Source organism: Enterobacter roggenkampii (assembly GCF_001729805.1).
Taxonomy (GTDB): Bacteria; Pseudomonadota; Gammaproteobacteria; order Enterobacterales; family Enterobacteriaceae; genus Enterobacter; species Enterobacter roggenkampii.
Genome location: NZ_CP017184.1, coordinates 3,141,781 through 3,156,887 on the forward strand (window position 1 = coordinate 3,141,781; position 15,107 = coordinate 3,156,887).

The following is a 15,107-nucleotide window of genomic DNA, read 5'->3' on the forward strand; positions in this document are numbered from 1 at the left end:
ACGGATAAAGCCTCCGTTCGCCCTTCCCCTTCTCACAGGTCACGTTTTTCGCCAGGATAGAGAACAGTGTTATCGCATCATCATTCTCATCTGGAGCGCACGTGACCAAAACCAACCTCATCACCGGTTTTCTCGGCAGCGGTAAAACCACCTCAATTCTCCACCTGCTGGCGAATAAAGATCCGGCCGAGAAGTGGGCCGTGCTGGTCAATGAATTTGGCGAGGTGGGCATTGACGGCGCGTTACTGTCATCCAGCGGCGCGATGATTAAAGAGATCCCCGGCGGATGCATGTGCTGCGTCAATGGCCTGCCGATGCAGGTGGGGCTCAATACCCTGCTGCGTCAGGGCAAACCCGACCGCCTGCTGATTGAGCCGACCGGGCTGGGCCACCCGAAGCAGATCCTCGATTTACTGACCGCCCCGGTTTACGAGCCGTGGATCGATCTGCGCGCCACACTGTGCCTGCTCGATCCGCGTCAGCTTCTGGATGACAAGGCGGTGGCCAACGAGAACTTCCGCGATCAGCTCGCCTCGGCAGACGTTATCGTCGCCAACAAGGAAGATCGCGCCACGCCTGAAAGCCAGGCCGCGCTGGAGGCGTGGTGGCAACATTTTGGCGGCAATCGCACGCGGGTGCAGACCACCCAGGGGAATATTGATAGCACCCTGCTTGACCTGCCTCGTCTGAACCTCACCGAGCTGCCTGCCAGTGCGGATCATGCGCACAGCCATCCGGTTAAGCAGGGTCTGGCAGCCCTGAGCCTGCCGGAGCACCAGCGCTGGCGTCGTAACCTGAACAGCGGCCAGGGATACCAGGCCTGCGGATGGATTTTCGATGCTGAGACCGTTTTCGATACTATCGGGATTCTGGAGTGGGCCCGCCTTGCGCCCGTCGATCGCGTGAAAGGGATCATGCGCACGCCGGACGGACTGGTGCGGATCAACCGCCAGGGCGACGATTTCTTCATTGAAACGCAGAACGTGGCGCCGCCTGACAGCAGAATAGAGTTAATTAGTGCGGTTAACGCCGACTGGAATGCCCTCCAGTCCAGCCTGTTGAGGATTCGTTTAAGTTCGGGCGGCTAACGTTGCCCCAGTTTTCACTCTATGCAGAACGTTATGACAACTCGATTTCCCCTGATATTACTGCTTAATGTCGCCGGTCTGGCGCTTTTCTTCTCCTGGTATATCCCGGCGAATCATGGTTTCTGGTTCCCCCTGGATTCTGGCATCTTTCACTTCTTCAACCAGGCGCTGGTGAAGAGCGACGCATTCCTGTGGCTGGTGGCCATCACCAACAACCGCGCCTTCGACGGCTTCTCGCTGCTGGCCATGGGCTGCCTGATGCTCTCTTTCTGGCTGAAAGAGGATAAAGCGGGACGTCGGCGTATTCTGATTATCGGTCTGGTAATGCTGCTGTTTGCTGTCGTCATTAATCAGCTGGCTACCGCGATTATTCCGGTTAAGCGTTCCAGCCCTACGCTCTTTTTCACCGATATTTATCGCGTCAGTGAGCTGCTGCATATTCCAACAAAAGATGCGTCGAAGGACAGTTTCCCCGGCGATCACGGCATGATGCTGCTCATTTTTTCCGCAGTCATGCTTCGCTATTTCGGCCGAAAAGCGTTTGCCATAGCCCTGATTATTTTTGTGGTTTTTGCCTTCCCGCGCGTAATGATTGGCGCTCACTGGTTCACCGATATTGCTGTCGGTTCGCTCTCCGTTGCGCTGATTGCGCTGCCGTGGTGTTTAATGACCCCGCTGAGCGACAGGATAATAGCGTTGTTCGATCGCTATCTTCCCGGTAGAGCGCAACAACAATTAAACAAATAACTAACCTAAATTAACGTGAGCTATCAGGGATCGACATGATCCCCGATAGCCTTCCCGTCACGATCTTTTCCCTCTGTCATATTCCTGTCATCACATTCATGATAAAAATGAAGCAATTGCGCGATCACGCGTCGGATCTGACCGCATTTTAAGCAATTACGGATTTTTACTTTCTGTATCACATTTTCTTATAAAAAAAAGGCTTTTTTTACTCGCAATACCCCTGGCAATCGGTTAATCTCGAACTCGTTTTGCCCCATAGGGATAATTATTTCGATGGTGAATAATTTTGTGCGCTATGCCACAAATGTGACCAGAAAGAATTGTCTCGATGTGAACAGATAATTAGTCTCGTCACGTTTGGCATTTTTATAACGATATTTGTCGTTAAGGACTTCAAGGGAAAATAAACAAAATGGTCAAATCTCAACCGTTTCTGAGATATATCTTGCGGGGGATCCCGGCGATAGCAGTCGCGGTACTGTTATCTGCATGTAGTACATCGAACACCGCGAAGAATATGCATCCTGAGACGCGTGTTGTGGGAATGGAAGATTCCTCTTCACTGCAAGCCTCTCAGGATGAATTTGAAAATATGGTACGTAATCTGGACGTGAAGTCCCGCATTATGGACCAGTATGCTGACTGGAAAGGCGTGCGTTATCGTCTTGGCGGCAGCACGAAAACAGGTATTGATTGTTCCGGTTTTGTACAGCGTACGTTCCGCGAGCAATTTGGGTTAGATCTTCCGCGTTCAACCTATGAACAGCAGGAGATGGGCAAGTCGATTTCACGTACCAAACTGCGCACCGGCGATTTAGTTCTGTTCCGCGCGGGGTCTACAGGTCGACATGTTGGCATCTACATTGGTAATGACCAGTTCGTACATGCCTCCACCAGCAGCGGTGTGACCATTTCCAGCATGAACGAACCGTACTGGAAGAAGCGTTATAACGAAGCGCGCCGCGTACTGACCCGCAGTTAATATAACTATTGTATCGTTGGTTATCCCTTGGCTGGCGATATGATGAAAAAAAGCACTGCTTCGGCAGTGTTTTTTTTTGCCCGTTACACTGAATACATCAAGCGGCTTTTCAGGAATCACGACGTCTATGCTCACCCGCTACTTCTCCAGTAATCGTAAAATACTGATCCTCAGTATTATCACGGGTCTCATCACCGCCCTGCTCCTGGGTTCCCTGCAATTTTCGTGGAGTTACCATAAGCGGGAAGTCAAATTCGACACCCTGGTGAATGATGTGAGCGCCTACATGGGGAGCTATTTCGAAGACCTAAAAAAAGCGGTCAATGTCCTCCAGCCTCTCACGCTGAACACGTGCCAGGACGTCAACCAGGAACTCACCTCACGCGCGGCCTTCAGCATTAACGTTCGCGCCTTCCTGCTGGTCCGGGACAAGATGGCATTCTGCTCCTCGGCAACAGGCCCGATGAATGCCCCGATGGAGACGCTCATACCTGAGCTGAACATCAATAAACAGATCGATATGGCGTTGCTTCCGGGTACCCCCATGCTGCCTGATGAACCTGCGATTGCGATCTGGTACCGCAACCCATTAGTGAAGGACGGCGGGGTGTTCACTTCTGTGAATATTAATCTGACGCCTTACCTGCTCTATACTGAGCGCCAGGACGAGTTCGCGGGTATCGCTATCATTATCGGCGATAACGCCTTGTCGACGCGGTCCAGCACGCTGGTTCATACCCGCGACTTGCATGACATCCCGGTCCGCACGGCGACGCTGAAAGACCTCCCCCTGACCATCAACCTGTATGCGGACGCATGGACCAGCGATGAAATTCTCTACGCGCTGTTCTTCGGGCTGGTATGCGGGATTTGTGCCGGATCGCTTAACTACTACATCCTCAGCATTCGGCTCAACCCGGGTAAAGAAATTTTAAGCGCTATCAAGCGCGGTCAGTTTTATGTGGTTTATCAGCCCGTCGTCGATGCCAAATCGCTCAGGATGACCGGGCTTGAAGTCCTGATGCGCTGGAAACACCCGACAATGGGGGAAATTCCGCCGGACGCGTTTATCAATTTTGCCGAAGCACAGAAGCTGATTGTCCCGCTGACGCTGCATCTCTTTGACCTTATCATTCACGATGCTCCCGTGTTACAAACGCTGTTACCTCCGGGCGCAAAGGTGGGTATTAACATTGCACCGGGGCATCTGCATGCGGAAAGCTTCAAGGACGATATGCGCACCTTCAAAGCCCTGCTGCCGCCGGATTACTTCCAGATCGTGCTGGAAATTACCGAGCGCGATATGCTCAACCATCGGGAAGCCAACACCCTTTTCGAATGGCTGCATAACGAAGGGTTTGAAATCGCCATTGATGATTTTGGTACCGGCCACAGCGCGCTGATTTACCTTGAGCATTTCACCATGGACTACCTCAAAATCGACCGTGGTTTTGTTAATGCGATCGGTACCGAGACCGTGACGTCGCCGGTGCTGGATGCCGTTCTGACGCTGGCAAGACGACTGAATATGTCGACCGTCGCCGAAGGGGTAGAGACGCCGGAACAGGCGGCCTGGCTGCGCGAACACGGCGTTAACTTCCTGCAGGGATACTGGATTAGCCGCCCGATGCCGCTGGCGCAGTTCCGCGAATGGCGGCCTGATATTTCGCCCGAAGGCGATTAATTTCACATTGCCCGTGACGTCACTTATTATTCAGCTTAACCGAGCCGGTCTGTAGAGAGGGAGCTGCCGCGAGATGCTTATGCGCTTTATGTTGCTGATGTTGGCATTCACGAGCCTGTCCAGCCAGGCGCAAACCATCAAAGAGAATATCGCCTTCGCGGTGATTGGCGAGCCGAAATACGCGGTCAATTTTACGCACTTCGATTACGTCAACCCAGCCGCGCCAAAAGGCGGTAAGGTCACGCTTTCCGCCACGGGAACCTTCGACAACTTCAACCGCTACGCCCTGCGCGGCGTGGCGGCCGCGCGAACGGAATCGCTTTACGATACGCTCTTTGTCACCTCCGATGACGAGCCCGGCAGCTACTATCCGCTGATTGCCGAGAACGTACGTTACGCCGATAACTTCGCCTGGGCGGAAATCTCGCTGAACCCGCGGGCACGTTTTCACGATGGCACACCGGTGAAGGCCAGCGACGTTGCGTTCACCTTCCATAAATTCATGACCGAAGGCGTCCCCCAGTTCCGCATCGTGTATAAAGGCGCGTCGGTCAGAGCCATCGCGCCGCTCACTGTGCGCATTGAGCTGAGCGAACCGAACAAAGAGAATATGCTCAGCCTGTTCTCGCTGCCGGTGATGCCGGAATCGTTCTGGAAAAATCATAAGCTGAGCGACCCGCTTTCAACGCCTCCTCTGGCTGGCGGCCCCTACCGCATTACCGACTGGCGCATGGGGCAATATGTCGTCTATTCCCGCGTCAAAGACTACTGGGCGGCCAATCTGCCGGTCAACCGCGGACGCTGGAACTTCGACACCCTTCGCTATGATTACTACCTCGACGATAACGTGGCGTTTGAAGCGTTCAAAGCCGGGGCATTCGATTTGCGCGTCGAGAGCAGCGCTAAAAACTGGGCGACCCGCTATATCGGGAAAAATTTCGCCAAAGGCTATATCGTCAAAGACGAACACAAAAATGAATCTGCCCAGGACACCCGCTGGCTGGCGTTTAATATTCAGCGTCCGGTATTTAATGACCGCCGGGTGCGGGAAGCCATCTCCCTGGCCTTTGATTTTGAGTGGATGAACAAAGCGCTGTTTTACGGGGCTTATAGCCGCGCCAACAGCTATTTTCAGAATACCGAATACGCCGCGCGTGATTATCCGAAAGCCGACGAACTGGTCCTGCTGGCCCCCCTTAAAGCAGAGGTACCGCCAGAGGTGTTTACAACGGTGTTTCAGCCGCCCGCATCGAAGGGTGACGGTTACGACCGCGACAACCTGCTCAAAGCCAGCAAGCTGCTGGATGACGCAGGCTGGCACCTGAAGAATCAAAAACGTGTGGATGCCAAAACGGGCAAGCCTCTCAGCTTTGAACTGCTGCTCTCGTCCGGGGGCAACGACCAGTGGGTGCTGCCGTTTAAGCACAACCTTGAGCGGCTGGGCGTGACCATGAACATTCGCCAGGTTGATAACGCGCAGATCACCAGCCGCATGCGCAGCCGTGATTACGACATGATGCAGCGCCTGTGGCCCGCGCAGCCGTGGCCTAGCTCGGACCTGCAAATCTCCTGGGCCTCCAGCTACATTGACTCCTCGTACAATGCGCCGGGGGTAAAAAGCCCGGCGATTGATGCGCTGATTGCGAAAATCGTGGCGGCGCAGGGGGATAAAGACAAGCTCGTGCCGCTCGGGCGCGCCCTCGACAGGGTCTTAACCTGGAACTACTACATGCTGCCGATGTGGTATATGGGCGAAGATCGCCTTGCGCGCTGGGATAAGTTCTCCGTGCCTGCCGTGCGCCCGGTCTATTCTCTGGGCTTTGACACCTGGTGGTATGACGTTAACAAAGCCGCCAGACTTCCCGCTGAGCGGCGATAAGGAATTATCATGGGTGCCTATCTTCTCCGCCGTCTGCTGCTGGTCATCCCTACCCTGTGGGCCATCATCACGATTAACTTTTTTATCGTGCAAATCGCCCCCGGTGGGCCGGTCGATCAGGCCATTGCCGCCATTGAATTTGGCAACAGCGGCGGCATGCCCGGCGCTGGCGGTGAAGGGATGGGTGCCAGCCATGCGCGAACCGGCGTAGGGAATATCAGCGAAAGCCATTACCGCGGCGGACGCGGGCTGGATCCGGAGGTGATCGCCGAGATCACCCACCGCTACGGCTTTGATAAACCGATTCACGAGCGCTATTTCAAGATGCTCTGGGATTACATCCGCTTTGATTTTGGCGATAGCCTGTTTCGCAGTGCGTCAGTGCTGACGCTGATCAAGCAAAGCCTGCCGGTTTCGATCACGCTCGGGCTGTGGGGTACGCTGATCATCTATCTGGTCTCTATACCGCTTGGGATCCGCAAAGCGGTGTACAACGGCAGCCGGTTCGATATCTGGAGCAGCACGTTCATCATTATCGGCTATGCCATCCCGGCGTTTCTGTTCGCCGTTCTGCTGATCGTCTTTTTTGCCGGGGGCAGTTATTTTGATCTCTTCCCGCTGCGGGGGCTCGTCTCCGCCGATTTCAGCTCCCTGCCGTGGTACCAGAAAATCACCGACTACCTCTGGCATATCACGCTGCCGGTTCTGGCCACGGTCATTGGCGGGTTTGCGGCCCTGACCATGTTGACCAAAAACGCCTTTCTCGATGAAATTCGTAAACAGTACGTCGTCACGGCCCGCGCTAAAGGCGTGAGCGAAAAGCAGATCATGTGGAAGCACGTGTTCCGCAACGCCATGCTGCTGGTGATCGCCGGATTTCCGGCCACGTTCATCAGTATGTTTTTTACCGGCTCGCTGCTGATAGAGGTGATGTTCTCGCTTAACGGTCTGGGCCTGCTGGGCTATGAGGCCACCGTGTCGCGTGATTATCCGGTAATGTTCGGCACGCTCTATATTTTCACCCTGATTGGCCTGCTGCTGAATATCATCAGCGATATCAGCTATACGCTGGTCGATCCCCGAATCGATTTTGAGGGCCGATGATGCCGCGTTTAAGCCCCGTCAACCAGGCCCGCTGGGCCCGCTTTCGCCACAACCGCCGCGGCTACTGGTCGCTGTGGATTTTTGCCGTGCTGTTTGTCTTAAGCCTGTTTTCAGAACTGATCGCTAACGATAAACCGCTGCTGGTGCATTTTAACGATCGCTGGTACGTGCCGGTCATCGCCAATTACAGCGAAAGCGACTTTGGCGGCCCGTTTGCGACGCCGGCGGAATATCAGGATCCGTGGCTTCGCCAGCAGATTGATCAGCACGGCTGGGTGCTCTGGGCGCCGGTGCGTTTTGGCGCAAACAGCATTAACTTCGCCACCGCGACCCCCTTCCCTTCCCCGCCCTCCGCGCAAAACTGGCTGGGAACGGATGCTAACGGCGGTGACGTGCTGGCGCGCATCCTGTATGGCACGCGTATTTCGCTTCTCTTTGGGCTGATGCTGACGATCTTCTCCAGCGTGATGGGCGTCGTGGCGGGCGCCATTCAGGGCTACTACGGCGGGAAAATTGACCTCTGGGGCCAGCGGGTGATTGAGGTCTGGTCAGGCATGCCGACGCTCTTTCTGATCATCCTGCTTTCCAGCGTCGTACAGCCCAACTTCTGGTGGTTATTAGGCATTACCGTCCTGTTCGGCTGGATGGCGCTTGTCGGTGTGGTCAGGGCCGAGTTTCTGCGCACCCGTAATTTCGACTATATTCGCGCCGCGCAGGCGCTTGGCGTGAGCGACCGCGGGATCATCTTCCGCCATATGCTGCCCAACGCCGTGGTGGCAACGCTCACCTTCCTGCCGTTTATTCTGTGCAGCTCCATCACCACCCTCACCTCACTGGATTTTCTCGGTTTCGGGCTACCGTTGGGTTCCCCGTCGCTCGGCGAACTGCTGCTGCAGGGCAAGAACAACCTGCAGGCACCGTGGTTAGGCATCGCCGCCTTTCTTTCCGTGGCCGTGCTGCTGTCGCTGCTGATTTTTATTGGCGAAGCCGTGCGCGATGCCTTTGATCCTAACAAGGCGGTTTAAAATGACCCAGCCTCTGCTCCGTATTGATAACCTGTCGATTGCTTTTTCAAAGCAGGACGAGACGCGCACCGTGGTCAGCGACCTGACGCTGCAGATCCAGCGCGGTGAAACGCTGGCCCTGGTGGGTGAGTCGGGTTCAGGCAAGAGCGTTTCGGCGCTCTCCATCCTGCGGCTGCTGCCCTCCCCGCCCGTGAGCTATCCGCAAGGGGATATTCTGTTCCACGGCCGTTCGCTGCTGCACGCCGACGAACAGACCCTGCGCGGTATTCGCGGCAATAAGATTGCCATGATCTTCCAGGAGCCGATGGTGTCGCTTAACCCGCTGCACAGCCTGGAAAAACAGCTCTATGAAGTGCTCTCCCTGCACCGTGGGATGCGCAAAGAGGCCGCGCGGGGAGAAATTCTGGATTGTCTTGAGCGCACAGGCATACGCAATGCGGCCAAACGGCTGAATGATTTTCCGCATCAGCTCTCCGGCGGCGAACGCCAGCGCGTGATGATCGCCATGGCGCTGCTGACGCGCCCCGAGCTGTTGATTGCCGACGAGCCCACAACGGCGCTGGACGTGACGGTACAGGCGCAAATACTGACGCTGCTGCGGGACCTGCGTGACGAGCTAAACATGAGCCTGCTGTTTATCACGCACAACCTGAGCATTGTGAGAAAGCTGGCCGACAGCGTCGCGGTGATGCAAAACGGCCGCTGTGTTGAACAGAATGCGGCGTCCACGCTGCTGAGCGCGCCGCAACACCCCTATACGCAGCGCCTGCTCGACAGCGAACCCTCCGGCGACCCGGTTCCCCTCGACGCTGACAGCACGCCGCTGCTGCGCGTTGAGGATCTGTCCGTCTCGTTCCCGATCCGCAAAGGTATTTTGCGACGCATTGTCGATCGCAACCCGGTGTTAAAAAATATCCGCTTCTCGCTGCGCCCGGGCGAATCCCTCGGGCTGGTGGGCGAATCCGGCTCGGGTAAAAGCACCACCGGTCTGGCGCTGCTGCGCTTAATTGCCTCACAGGGCGAAATCCTGTTTGACGGCATGCCGCTGCACCGCTGGAACCGCCGCCAGATGCTGCCCGTACGTCCTCGCATGCAGGTGGTCTTTCAGGATCCCAACTCCTCGCTTAACCCGCGGCTCAGCGTGTTACAGATTGTCGAAGAGGGCCTGCGCGTCCATCAGCCCGGCCTGAGCGCGCAGCAGCGCGAGCAGGAGGTCATGCGGGTAATGGTTGAAGTGGGTTTAGATCCCGAGACGCGCCACCGCTATCCTGCGGAATTTTCCGGCGGGCAGCGCCAGCGTATCGCCATTGCCCGCGCGCTGATCCTGAAACCAGAGCTAATTATTCTGGATGAACCGACGTCGTCTCTGGACAGGACCGTACAGGCGCAGATCCTGGCGCTGCTTAAAGGGCTACAGGAAAAGCACCGGCTGGCCTATATCTTTATCAGCCATGATTTGCAGGTGGTGCGGGCGCTATGCCATCAGGTGATTGTGTTGCGACAGGGAGAGGTGGTCGAGCAGGGAGAGTGCCAGCGCGTATTTAGCGCGCCAACGCAGCGCTACACGCGCCAGCTGTTGTCGTCAGACTAGCGCTCAGAATGGATACTGGCCGGAGAAAGGCTCTGCAATAGCAACGCCAAAATTTTTCAGGCGGCAGGTGGCAGCAAACTCGTCCTGGCTTTTCACAAACAGGCACGGCTCCCCTTCGCATTCCAGCACGGAGCTGTCCACTTCGATATCCGTCAGGGCCTGACTGAGACGCTCCATCACCCGCCATGCATTTTCATCGCTCGGGCTCAGCAGCTTGAGCGCCACCAGGCAGTTTTCACAGCCCGCGACGTTTTGCGGAATCGGTTCAACTTTCGAACCAGCAAAACCCGCCGACCAGCGATAGCTCTGGGGCAAGCGATGGACAATAGAAAGTTGTAATGTATTCACGTTCGTTCCCCGGAAGCAAAATTTACTTCACAATTTATTTACATTTATAGTAACACATCATCGCCAGCCTGCACTGTTCAGCACTTTTTTATCGGTATTCAGGCTCGCGTCGGCGCTATATGTACCCGTTTCTGCGATCTAACTCAACCTTTTTGAATACAATGATGTGACTTTTTACACAAATAGATTTTACATAAAATAAACAAACACGGCATAAACGAACGGGGGTTTGGTTGATATGCATCAACAAAAAAGGCCCTGGCGGGCCTTCTCTGTGTTTTAGTGGGCCGCTTTTCGCGGTCGACTGGCGTAAAGATAGAAGAGTATCGAGCTGGTTGCGCAAAAAGCCATCGCCCACAGCATGGGCCATGCCGTCGTAAAGGTGGCCATCGAAAGCAACGCCCCCACGATAGCGCCGATGCCGAAGCGGAACGTCCCCGCCAGGGAAGAGGCGGTCCCCGCCATGTGCGGGAACTCATCCAGAATCACCGCCATCGCATTGGACGACACCATCGACACGCAGCCGACAAAGGCCGCTACGCCGACCACCAGCGCCCAGAAGCCCACGCCCAGAAACGCGCTCACCACCAGCCAGATCGCCATCACAAACTGGATCCACAGCCCCGCGCGAAACATGTTCAGCGCCCCCACCCGCCGGACAAAGCGGCTGTTGATGATGGTCATGATGAACAGGAAGACGATGTTAAGCGCAAAGTAATAGCCGAAGTGCTGCGGCGACACGTGGTTAAGCTCGATGTAGACAAACGGCCCGGCGCTCAGGAAGGAGAACATTCCGGCGAAGCTGAACCCGCTTGCCAGCATATAGCTGAGCACGCGCTTGTGGCGAAACAGCGAGGCAAAGTTGCCGATGGTGGTACGGATGTGAAACTTCTGGCGGCGCTCGACGGGAAGCGTTTCATCTATAAAGAAGAAGATCATTGCCGAGGCCAGCAGCGCGGCCAGGGCCAGGATCCAGAAAATCACATGCCAGCTGAACCACACCAGCACCGCACCACCCGCCATTGGCGCCACCAGCGGCGCAATCGTCGTCACCAGCATCACGAACGACATCATGCGGGAGAACTCTTCCTTCGGGTAGATATCGCGCATCAGGGCGTTAATCACCACGCTTGCCGCTGCCGCCGCCAGACCGTGGAAGAAACGCATGATGATCAAATGATCGATGGTCTGGGCCAGCGCACAGGCAACCGCTGCGGCCGCAAAGACCAGCGTCCCGCCCAGAATGACGGGCTTGCGTCCAAGGCTGTCCGCCATCGGGCCATAAAACAGCTGGCCAAGGGCAAAGCCGAGAATATAGGTGCTGAGCGTCATCTGCGCGCTGCCCGCCGGGACGCCAAACTGCGCGGAAATGACCGGCAGCGCGGGCAGGTACATATCAATAGACAGCGGCATCAGCATGGCCAGCAGGCCAAGAATGAAGACGATTTTGAACGACGAGTGTGGCCTGATGGTCACAGGGTTCTCCTGAAATTAGTGCGAAGGCAGACCGACGCTGGCGATCTCTTCTTCCGTTAACGGACGGTATTCGCCTGGCGCAAGGTCGGGATCGAGTTCAATCGCACCAATCCGTTCGCGATGCAGGCCAACAACGTGGTTCCCCACCGCGGCAAACATACGTTTCACCTGATGGTAGCGCCCTTCGCTGATGGTCAGACGGACCACCGTCGGGGTGATGACTTCAAGCACCGCCGGTTTAGTCAGATCTTTTTCATTATGCAGCTGCACGCCTTTCGCGAAGTGCTCTGCCGTGTCATCCGACACCGGTGACTCCAGCGTCACGAGATAGGTTTTCTCGCAGTGGTGGCGTGGAGAGGTGATGCGATGCGACCACTGACCGTCGTCGGTCATCAGCACCAGACCGGTGGTGTCGATATCGAGGCGGCCTGCGGCATGCAGCTTGTGCGCCACCGGTTCGTCGAGGAAATAGAGCACCGTCGGGTGATCCGGATCGTCCGTTGAGCAGACGTAGCCTTCCGGCTTATTGAGCATAAAGTAGCGAGGACCGTGCTGCTGGGTCAGCGGATTGCCGTCATACTCCACCTGATGGTCAGGTTGCAGTTTGAACGCGCTGTCTCTCACAATGTCGCCATCCACGGTAACGCGGCTGGCGCGAATTTCACGCCCGGCAATAGCGCGGCTTACGCCGAGTTGCTGAGCGATAAACTTATCAAGTCGCATGAAATCTTTTTAGCCTTAATGGTGCAGGAAGTCGGACAACAGGTCCGAAAATAGAAGCAGTCTGGAACGGTTCAGTATAATGGTCTGGTTGCGCCACTCAAGGGAAAAAGTTTCGTGGCATACTATCTATACCCTAAATAATTCGAGTTACATGAAGGCGGCAAAGGAGTGAATCCCCGGGAGCTTACATAAGTAAGTGACCGGGGTGAACGAGTGCAGCCAACGCACAGGCAACTTGAAGTATGACGGGTATATGTGCGGAATAACGAAACCGAGACCCCATGACTTTTACACTTCGTCCCTATCAGCAGGAAGCCGTTGACGCCACCCTCGCGTGGTTCCGTAAACATCGCGAGCCGGCGGCGATTGTGCTCCCGACCGGTGCAGGCAAAAGCCTGGTCATTGCCGAACTGGCGCGTCTGGCCCGCGGCCGCGTACTGGTGCTGGCGCACGTTAAAGAGCTCGTCGCGCAAAACCATGCCAAGTATTGTGCACTTGGACTGGAAGCCGACATTTTCGCCGCCGGTCTAAAGCGTAAAGAGAGCCACGGCAAGGTGGTGTTTGGCAGCGTGCAGTCGGTGGCCCGCAATCTGGATCTGTTTCGCAGCGAATTTTCGCTGCTGATTGTCGACGAGTGTCACCGCATCAGCGATGACGACGACAGCCAGTATCAGCAAATCCTGACGCACCTGAAGGACGTGAACCCTCACCTGCGCCTGCTGGGCCTGACGGCGACCCCGTTTCGTCTGGGTAAAGGCTGGATCTATCGTTACCATTATCACGGCATGGTGCGCGGCGATGACAAGGCCCTGTTTAGCGACTGCATTTACGAACTTCCGCTGCGCTACATGATTAAACATGGCTACCTGACGCCGCCTGAACGGCTGGATATGCCGGTGGTGCAGTACGATTTCAGCCGCCTGCAGGCGCAGAGCAACGGGTTATTCAGCGAAGCGGATCTTAACCAGGAGCTGAAAAAGCAAAAGCGCATTACGCCGCATATCATCAGCCAGATTGAGGAGTTCGCCGCGACGCGCAAAGGGGTGATGATCTTTGCCGCCACCGTTGAGCACGCGCGCGAAATCACCGGGTTACTGCCCTCCGGCGACGCGGCGCTCATCACCGGCGAGACGCCCGGCCCCGAGCGCGACCGCCTGATTGAGGCCTTTAAAGCCCAGCAGTTCCGCTATCTGGTTAACGTGTCGGTGTTGACCACCGGCTTTGACGCCCCGCACGTCGACCTGATCGCTATCTTGCGCCCGACCGAATCGGTCAGTCTGTATCAGCAAATTGTTGGCCGCGGCCTGCGTCTGGCGCCGGGGAAAACCGACTGCCTGATTCTGGATTATGCCGGTAACCCGCACGATCTCTATACGCCTGAGGTCGGCGCGCCAAAAGGAAAAAGCGACAACGTGCCCGTGCAGGTCTTTTGCCCTGCCTGCGGGTTTGCCAACACCTTCTGGGGCAAAACCACCGCCGACGGTACGCTGATTGAACATTTTGGCCGCCGCTGTCAGGGCTGGTTTGAAGATGATGACGGGCATCGCGAGCAGTGCGATTTTCGTTTCCGCTTCAAAAACTGCCCGCAGTGCAACGCCGAAAATGACATTGCCGCTCGCCGCTGCCGGGAGTGCGACACGGTGCTGGTTGACCCGGACGACATGCTGAAAGCGGCGCTAAAGCTGAAAGATGCGCTGGTGCTGCGCTGTTCCGGCATGGCGCTACAGCCCGGCGCCGATGAAAAAGGCGAATGGTTGAAAATCACCTATTACGACGAGGACGGGGCGGACGTCAGCGAGCGCTTCCGGGTCCAGACGCCTGCCCAGCGAACGGCCTTCGAACAGCTGTTTATTCGCCCGCACACCCGCACCCCGGGCGTGCCCCTGCGCTGGATCACCGTGGCCGATATCGTGCGCCAGCAGGTGTTGTTGCGCCATCCGGATTTTGTCGTCGCCCGTAAGAAAGGCCAGTACTGGCAGGTGCGCGAGAAGCTCTTTGACTACGAAGGTCGCTTCCGTCGCGCCAACGAATTGCGCGGTTAGCGGGACTTTTCATTGATGTGAGGGGCATTTGAGTATAAAATGCCGCCCGCTTCACATCCGTGAGGCAGAACACTCACCTGCTGCTGGGTCGCCTGTAGTAGGGTTTTAAATACAGAGAGAAATCAATGTTCACTATCGAAGCAGAAGTACGTAACGTGCAGGGTAAGGGTGCGAGCCGCCGCCTGCGTACCGCTAACAAGTTCCCGGCTATCGTTTACGGTGGCGAAGCTGCTCCAGTTGCAATCGAACTGGATCACGACAAACTGTGGAACCTGCAGACCAAAGCTGAATTCTACAGCGAAGTTCTGACCATCGTTGTTGGCGGTAAAGAAGAAAAAGTGAAAGTTCAGGCTGTTCAGCGTCACGCGTTCAAGCCAAAACTGACTCACATCGACTTCGTTCGCGCGTAATCGCA

13 protein-coding genes are annotated in these 15,107 nt (G+C 56.1%); 10 read left to right on the plus strand and 3 right to left on the minus strand.

Annotated features, from left to right (window positions below):
- Window positions 1–101: 101 nt before the first annotated feature.
- From BFV67_RS14725 to yejF, 8 genes are all read left to right on the plus strand, one after another.
- Window positions 102–1,088: a CobW family GTP-binding protein gene (locus BFV67_RS14725; protein ID WP_008500943.1), complete on the plus strand. Its 987-nt coding sequence runs from the start codon at window positions 102–104 to the stop codon at window positions 1,086–1,088.
- Between the two features lie 33 nt (window positions 1,089–1,121).
- On the plus strand, window positions 1,122–1,835 hold the full coding sequence (locus tag BFV67_RS14730; RefSeq protein ID WP_023618663.1) for a phosphatase PAP2 family protein: 714 nt from the start codon (window positions 1,122–1,124) through the stop codon (window positions 1,833–1,835).
- Between the two features lie 415 nt (window positions 1,836–2,250).
- Entirely contained in the window at window positions 2,251–2,820 is a 570-nt protein-coding gene (mepS, locus tag BFV67_RS14735) for a bifunctional murein DD-endopeptidase/murein LD-carboxypeptidase (protein ID WP_008500946.1), read from the plus strand.
- 127 nt (window positions 2,821–2,947) lie between these two features.
- Window positions 2,948–4,504: a cyclic di-GMP phosphodiesterase gene (locus BFV67_RS14740; RefSeq protein WP_008500947.1), complete on the plus strand. Its 1,557-nt coding sequence runs from the start codon at window positions 2,948–2,950 to the stop codon at window positions 4,502–4,504.
- A gap of 73 nt (window positions 4,505–4,577) precedes the next feature.
- On the plus strand, window positions 4,578–6,383 hold the full coding sequence (locus tag BFV67_RS14745) for an extracellular solute-binding protein (protein WP_008500948.1): 1,806 nt from the start codon (window positions 4,578–4,580) through the stop codon (window positions 6,381–6,383).
- A gap of 9 nt (window positions 6,384–6,392) precedes the next feature.
- Window positions 6,393–7,487, plus strand: coding sequence for a microcin C ABC transporter permease YejB (locus tag BFV67_RS14750; RefSeq protein ID WP_045372656.1), 1,095 nt, complete (start codon window positions 6,393–6,395; stop codon window positions 7,485–7,487).
- The gene (locus BFV67_RS14755) at window positions 7,487–8,512 is read left to right on the plus strand and encodes an ABC transporter permease (protein WP_069598563.1); all 1,026 of its coding nucleotides are present in this window, start codon (window positions 7,487–7,489) and stop codon (window positions 8,510–8,512) included. The genes BFV67_RS14750 and BFV67_RS14755 overlap by 1 nt, the downstream gene beginning before the upstream one ends.
- 1 nt (window position 8,513) lies before the next feature.
- The gene (yejF, locus tag BFV67_RS14760; RefSeq protein WP_021241521.1) at window positions 8,514–10,103 is read left to right on the plus strand and encodes a microcin C ABC transporter ATP-binding protein YejF; all 1,590 of its coding nucleotides are present in this window, start codon (window positions 8,514–8,516) and stop codon (window positions 10,101–10,103) included.
- Window positions 10,104–10,106: 3 nt separating this feature from the next.
- Here yejF and BFV67_RS14765 read toward each other — a convergent pair whose 3' ends face one another.
- The 3 genes from BFV67_RS14765 to rsuA all read right to left on the minus strand — a co-directional run bounded on the left by BFV67_RS14765 (window position 10,107) and on the right by rsuA (window position 12,650).
- Window positions 10,107–10,451, minus strand: coding sequence for a YejG family protein (locus tag BFV67_RS14765; protein ID WP_008500952.1), 345 nt, complete (start codon window positions 10,449–10,451; stop codon window positions 10,107–10,109).
- 279 nt (window positions 10,452–10,730) lie between these two features.
- On the minus strand, window positions 10,731–11,927 hold the full coding sequence (locus BFV67_RS14770; protein WP_025913174.1) for a Bcr/CflA family multidrug efflux MFS transporter: 1,197 nt from the start codon (window positions 11,925–11,927) through the stop codon (window positions 10,731–10,733).
- A 15-nt stretch (window positions 11,928–11,942) separates the two neighbouring features.
- Window positions 11,943–12,650: a 16S rRNA pseudouridine(516) synthase RsuA gene (gene rsuA, locus BFV67_RS14775; protein WP_008500954.1), complete on the minus strand. Its 708-nt coding sequence runs from the start codon at window positions 12,648–12,650 to the stop codon at window positions 11,943–11,945.
- 281 nt (window positions 12,651–12,931) lie between these two features.
- Between rsuA and radD the strand changes: the two genes are divergently transcribed.
- On the plus strand, window positions 12,932–14,692 hold the full coding sequence (gene radD, locus BFV67_RS14780; RefSeq protein WP_032663178.1) for a DNA repair helicase RadD: 1,761 nt from the start codon (window positions 12,932–12,934) through the stop codon (window positions 14,690–14,692).
- 125 nt (window positions 14,693–14,817) lie between these two features.
- A complete protein-coding gene (gene rplY, locus BFV67_RS14785; RefSeq protein ID WP_008500956.1) occupies window positions 14,818–15,102 on the plus strand; it encodes a 50S ribosomal protein L25 in 285 nt (94 codons plus the stop codon).
- The last annotated feature ends 5 nt before the right edge of the window (window positions 15,103–15,107 follow it).

Excerpts from the sequence above, each read along its gene's own strand:
- rplY (WP_008500956.1), top strand. The coding sequence starts at position 14,818 with ATGTTCACTATCGAAGCAGAAGTACGTAACGTGCAGGGTAAGGGTGCG.
- BFV67_RS14745 (WP_008500948.1), top strand. The coding sequence starts at position 4,578 with ATGCTTATGCGCTTTATGTTGCTGATGTTGGCATTCACGAGCCTGTCC.
- BFV67_RS14740 (WP_008500947.1), top strand. The coding sequence starts at position 2,948 with ATGCTCACCCGCTACTTCTCCAGTAATCGTAAAATACTGATCCTCAGT.
- BFV67_RS14750 (WP_045372656.1), top strand. The coding sequence starts at position 6,393 with ATGGGTGCCTATCTTCTCCGCCGTCTGCTGCTGGTCATCCCTACCCTG.
- radD (WP_032663178.1), top strand. The coding sequence starts at position 12,932 with ATGACTTTTACACTTCGTCCCTATCAGCAGGAAGCCGTTGACGCCACC.
- rsuA (WP_008500954.1), bottom strand. The coding sequence starts at position 12,650 with ATGCGACTTGATAAGTTTATCGCTCAGCAACTCGGCGTAAGCCGCGCT.
- BFV67_RS14730 (WP_023618663.1), top strand. The coding sequence starts at position 1,122 with ATGACAACTCGATTTCCCCTGATATTACTGCTTAATGTCGCCGGTCTG.
- yejF (WP_021241521.1), top strand. The coding sequence starts at position 8,514 with ATGACCCAGCCTCTGCTCCGTATTGATAACCTGTCGATTGCTTTTTCA.
- BFV67_RS14755 (WP_069598563.1), top strand. The coding sequence starts at position 7,487 with ATGCCGCGTTTAAGCCCCGTCAACCAGGCCCGCTGGGCCCGCTTTCGC.
- mepS (WP_008500946.1), top strand. The coding sequence starts at position 2,251 with ATGGTCAAATCTCAACCGTTTCTGAGATATATCTTGCGGGGGATCCCG.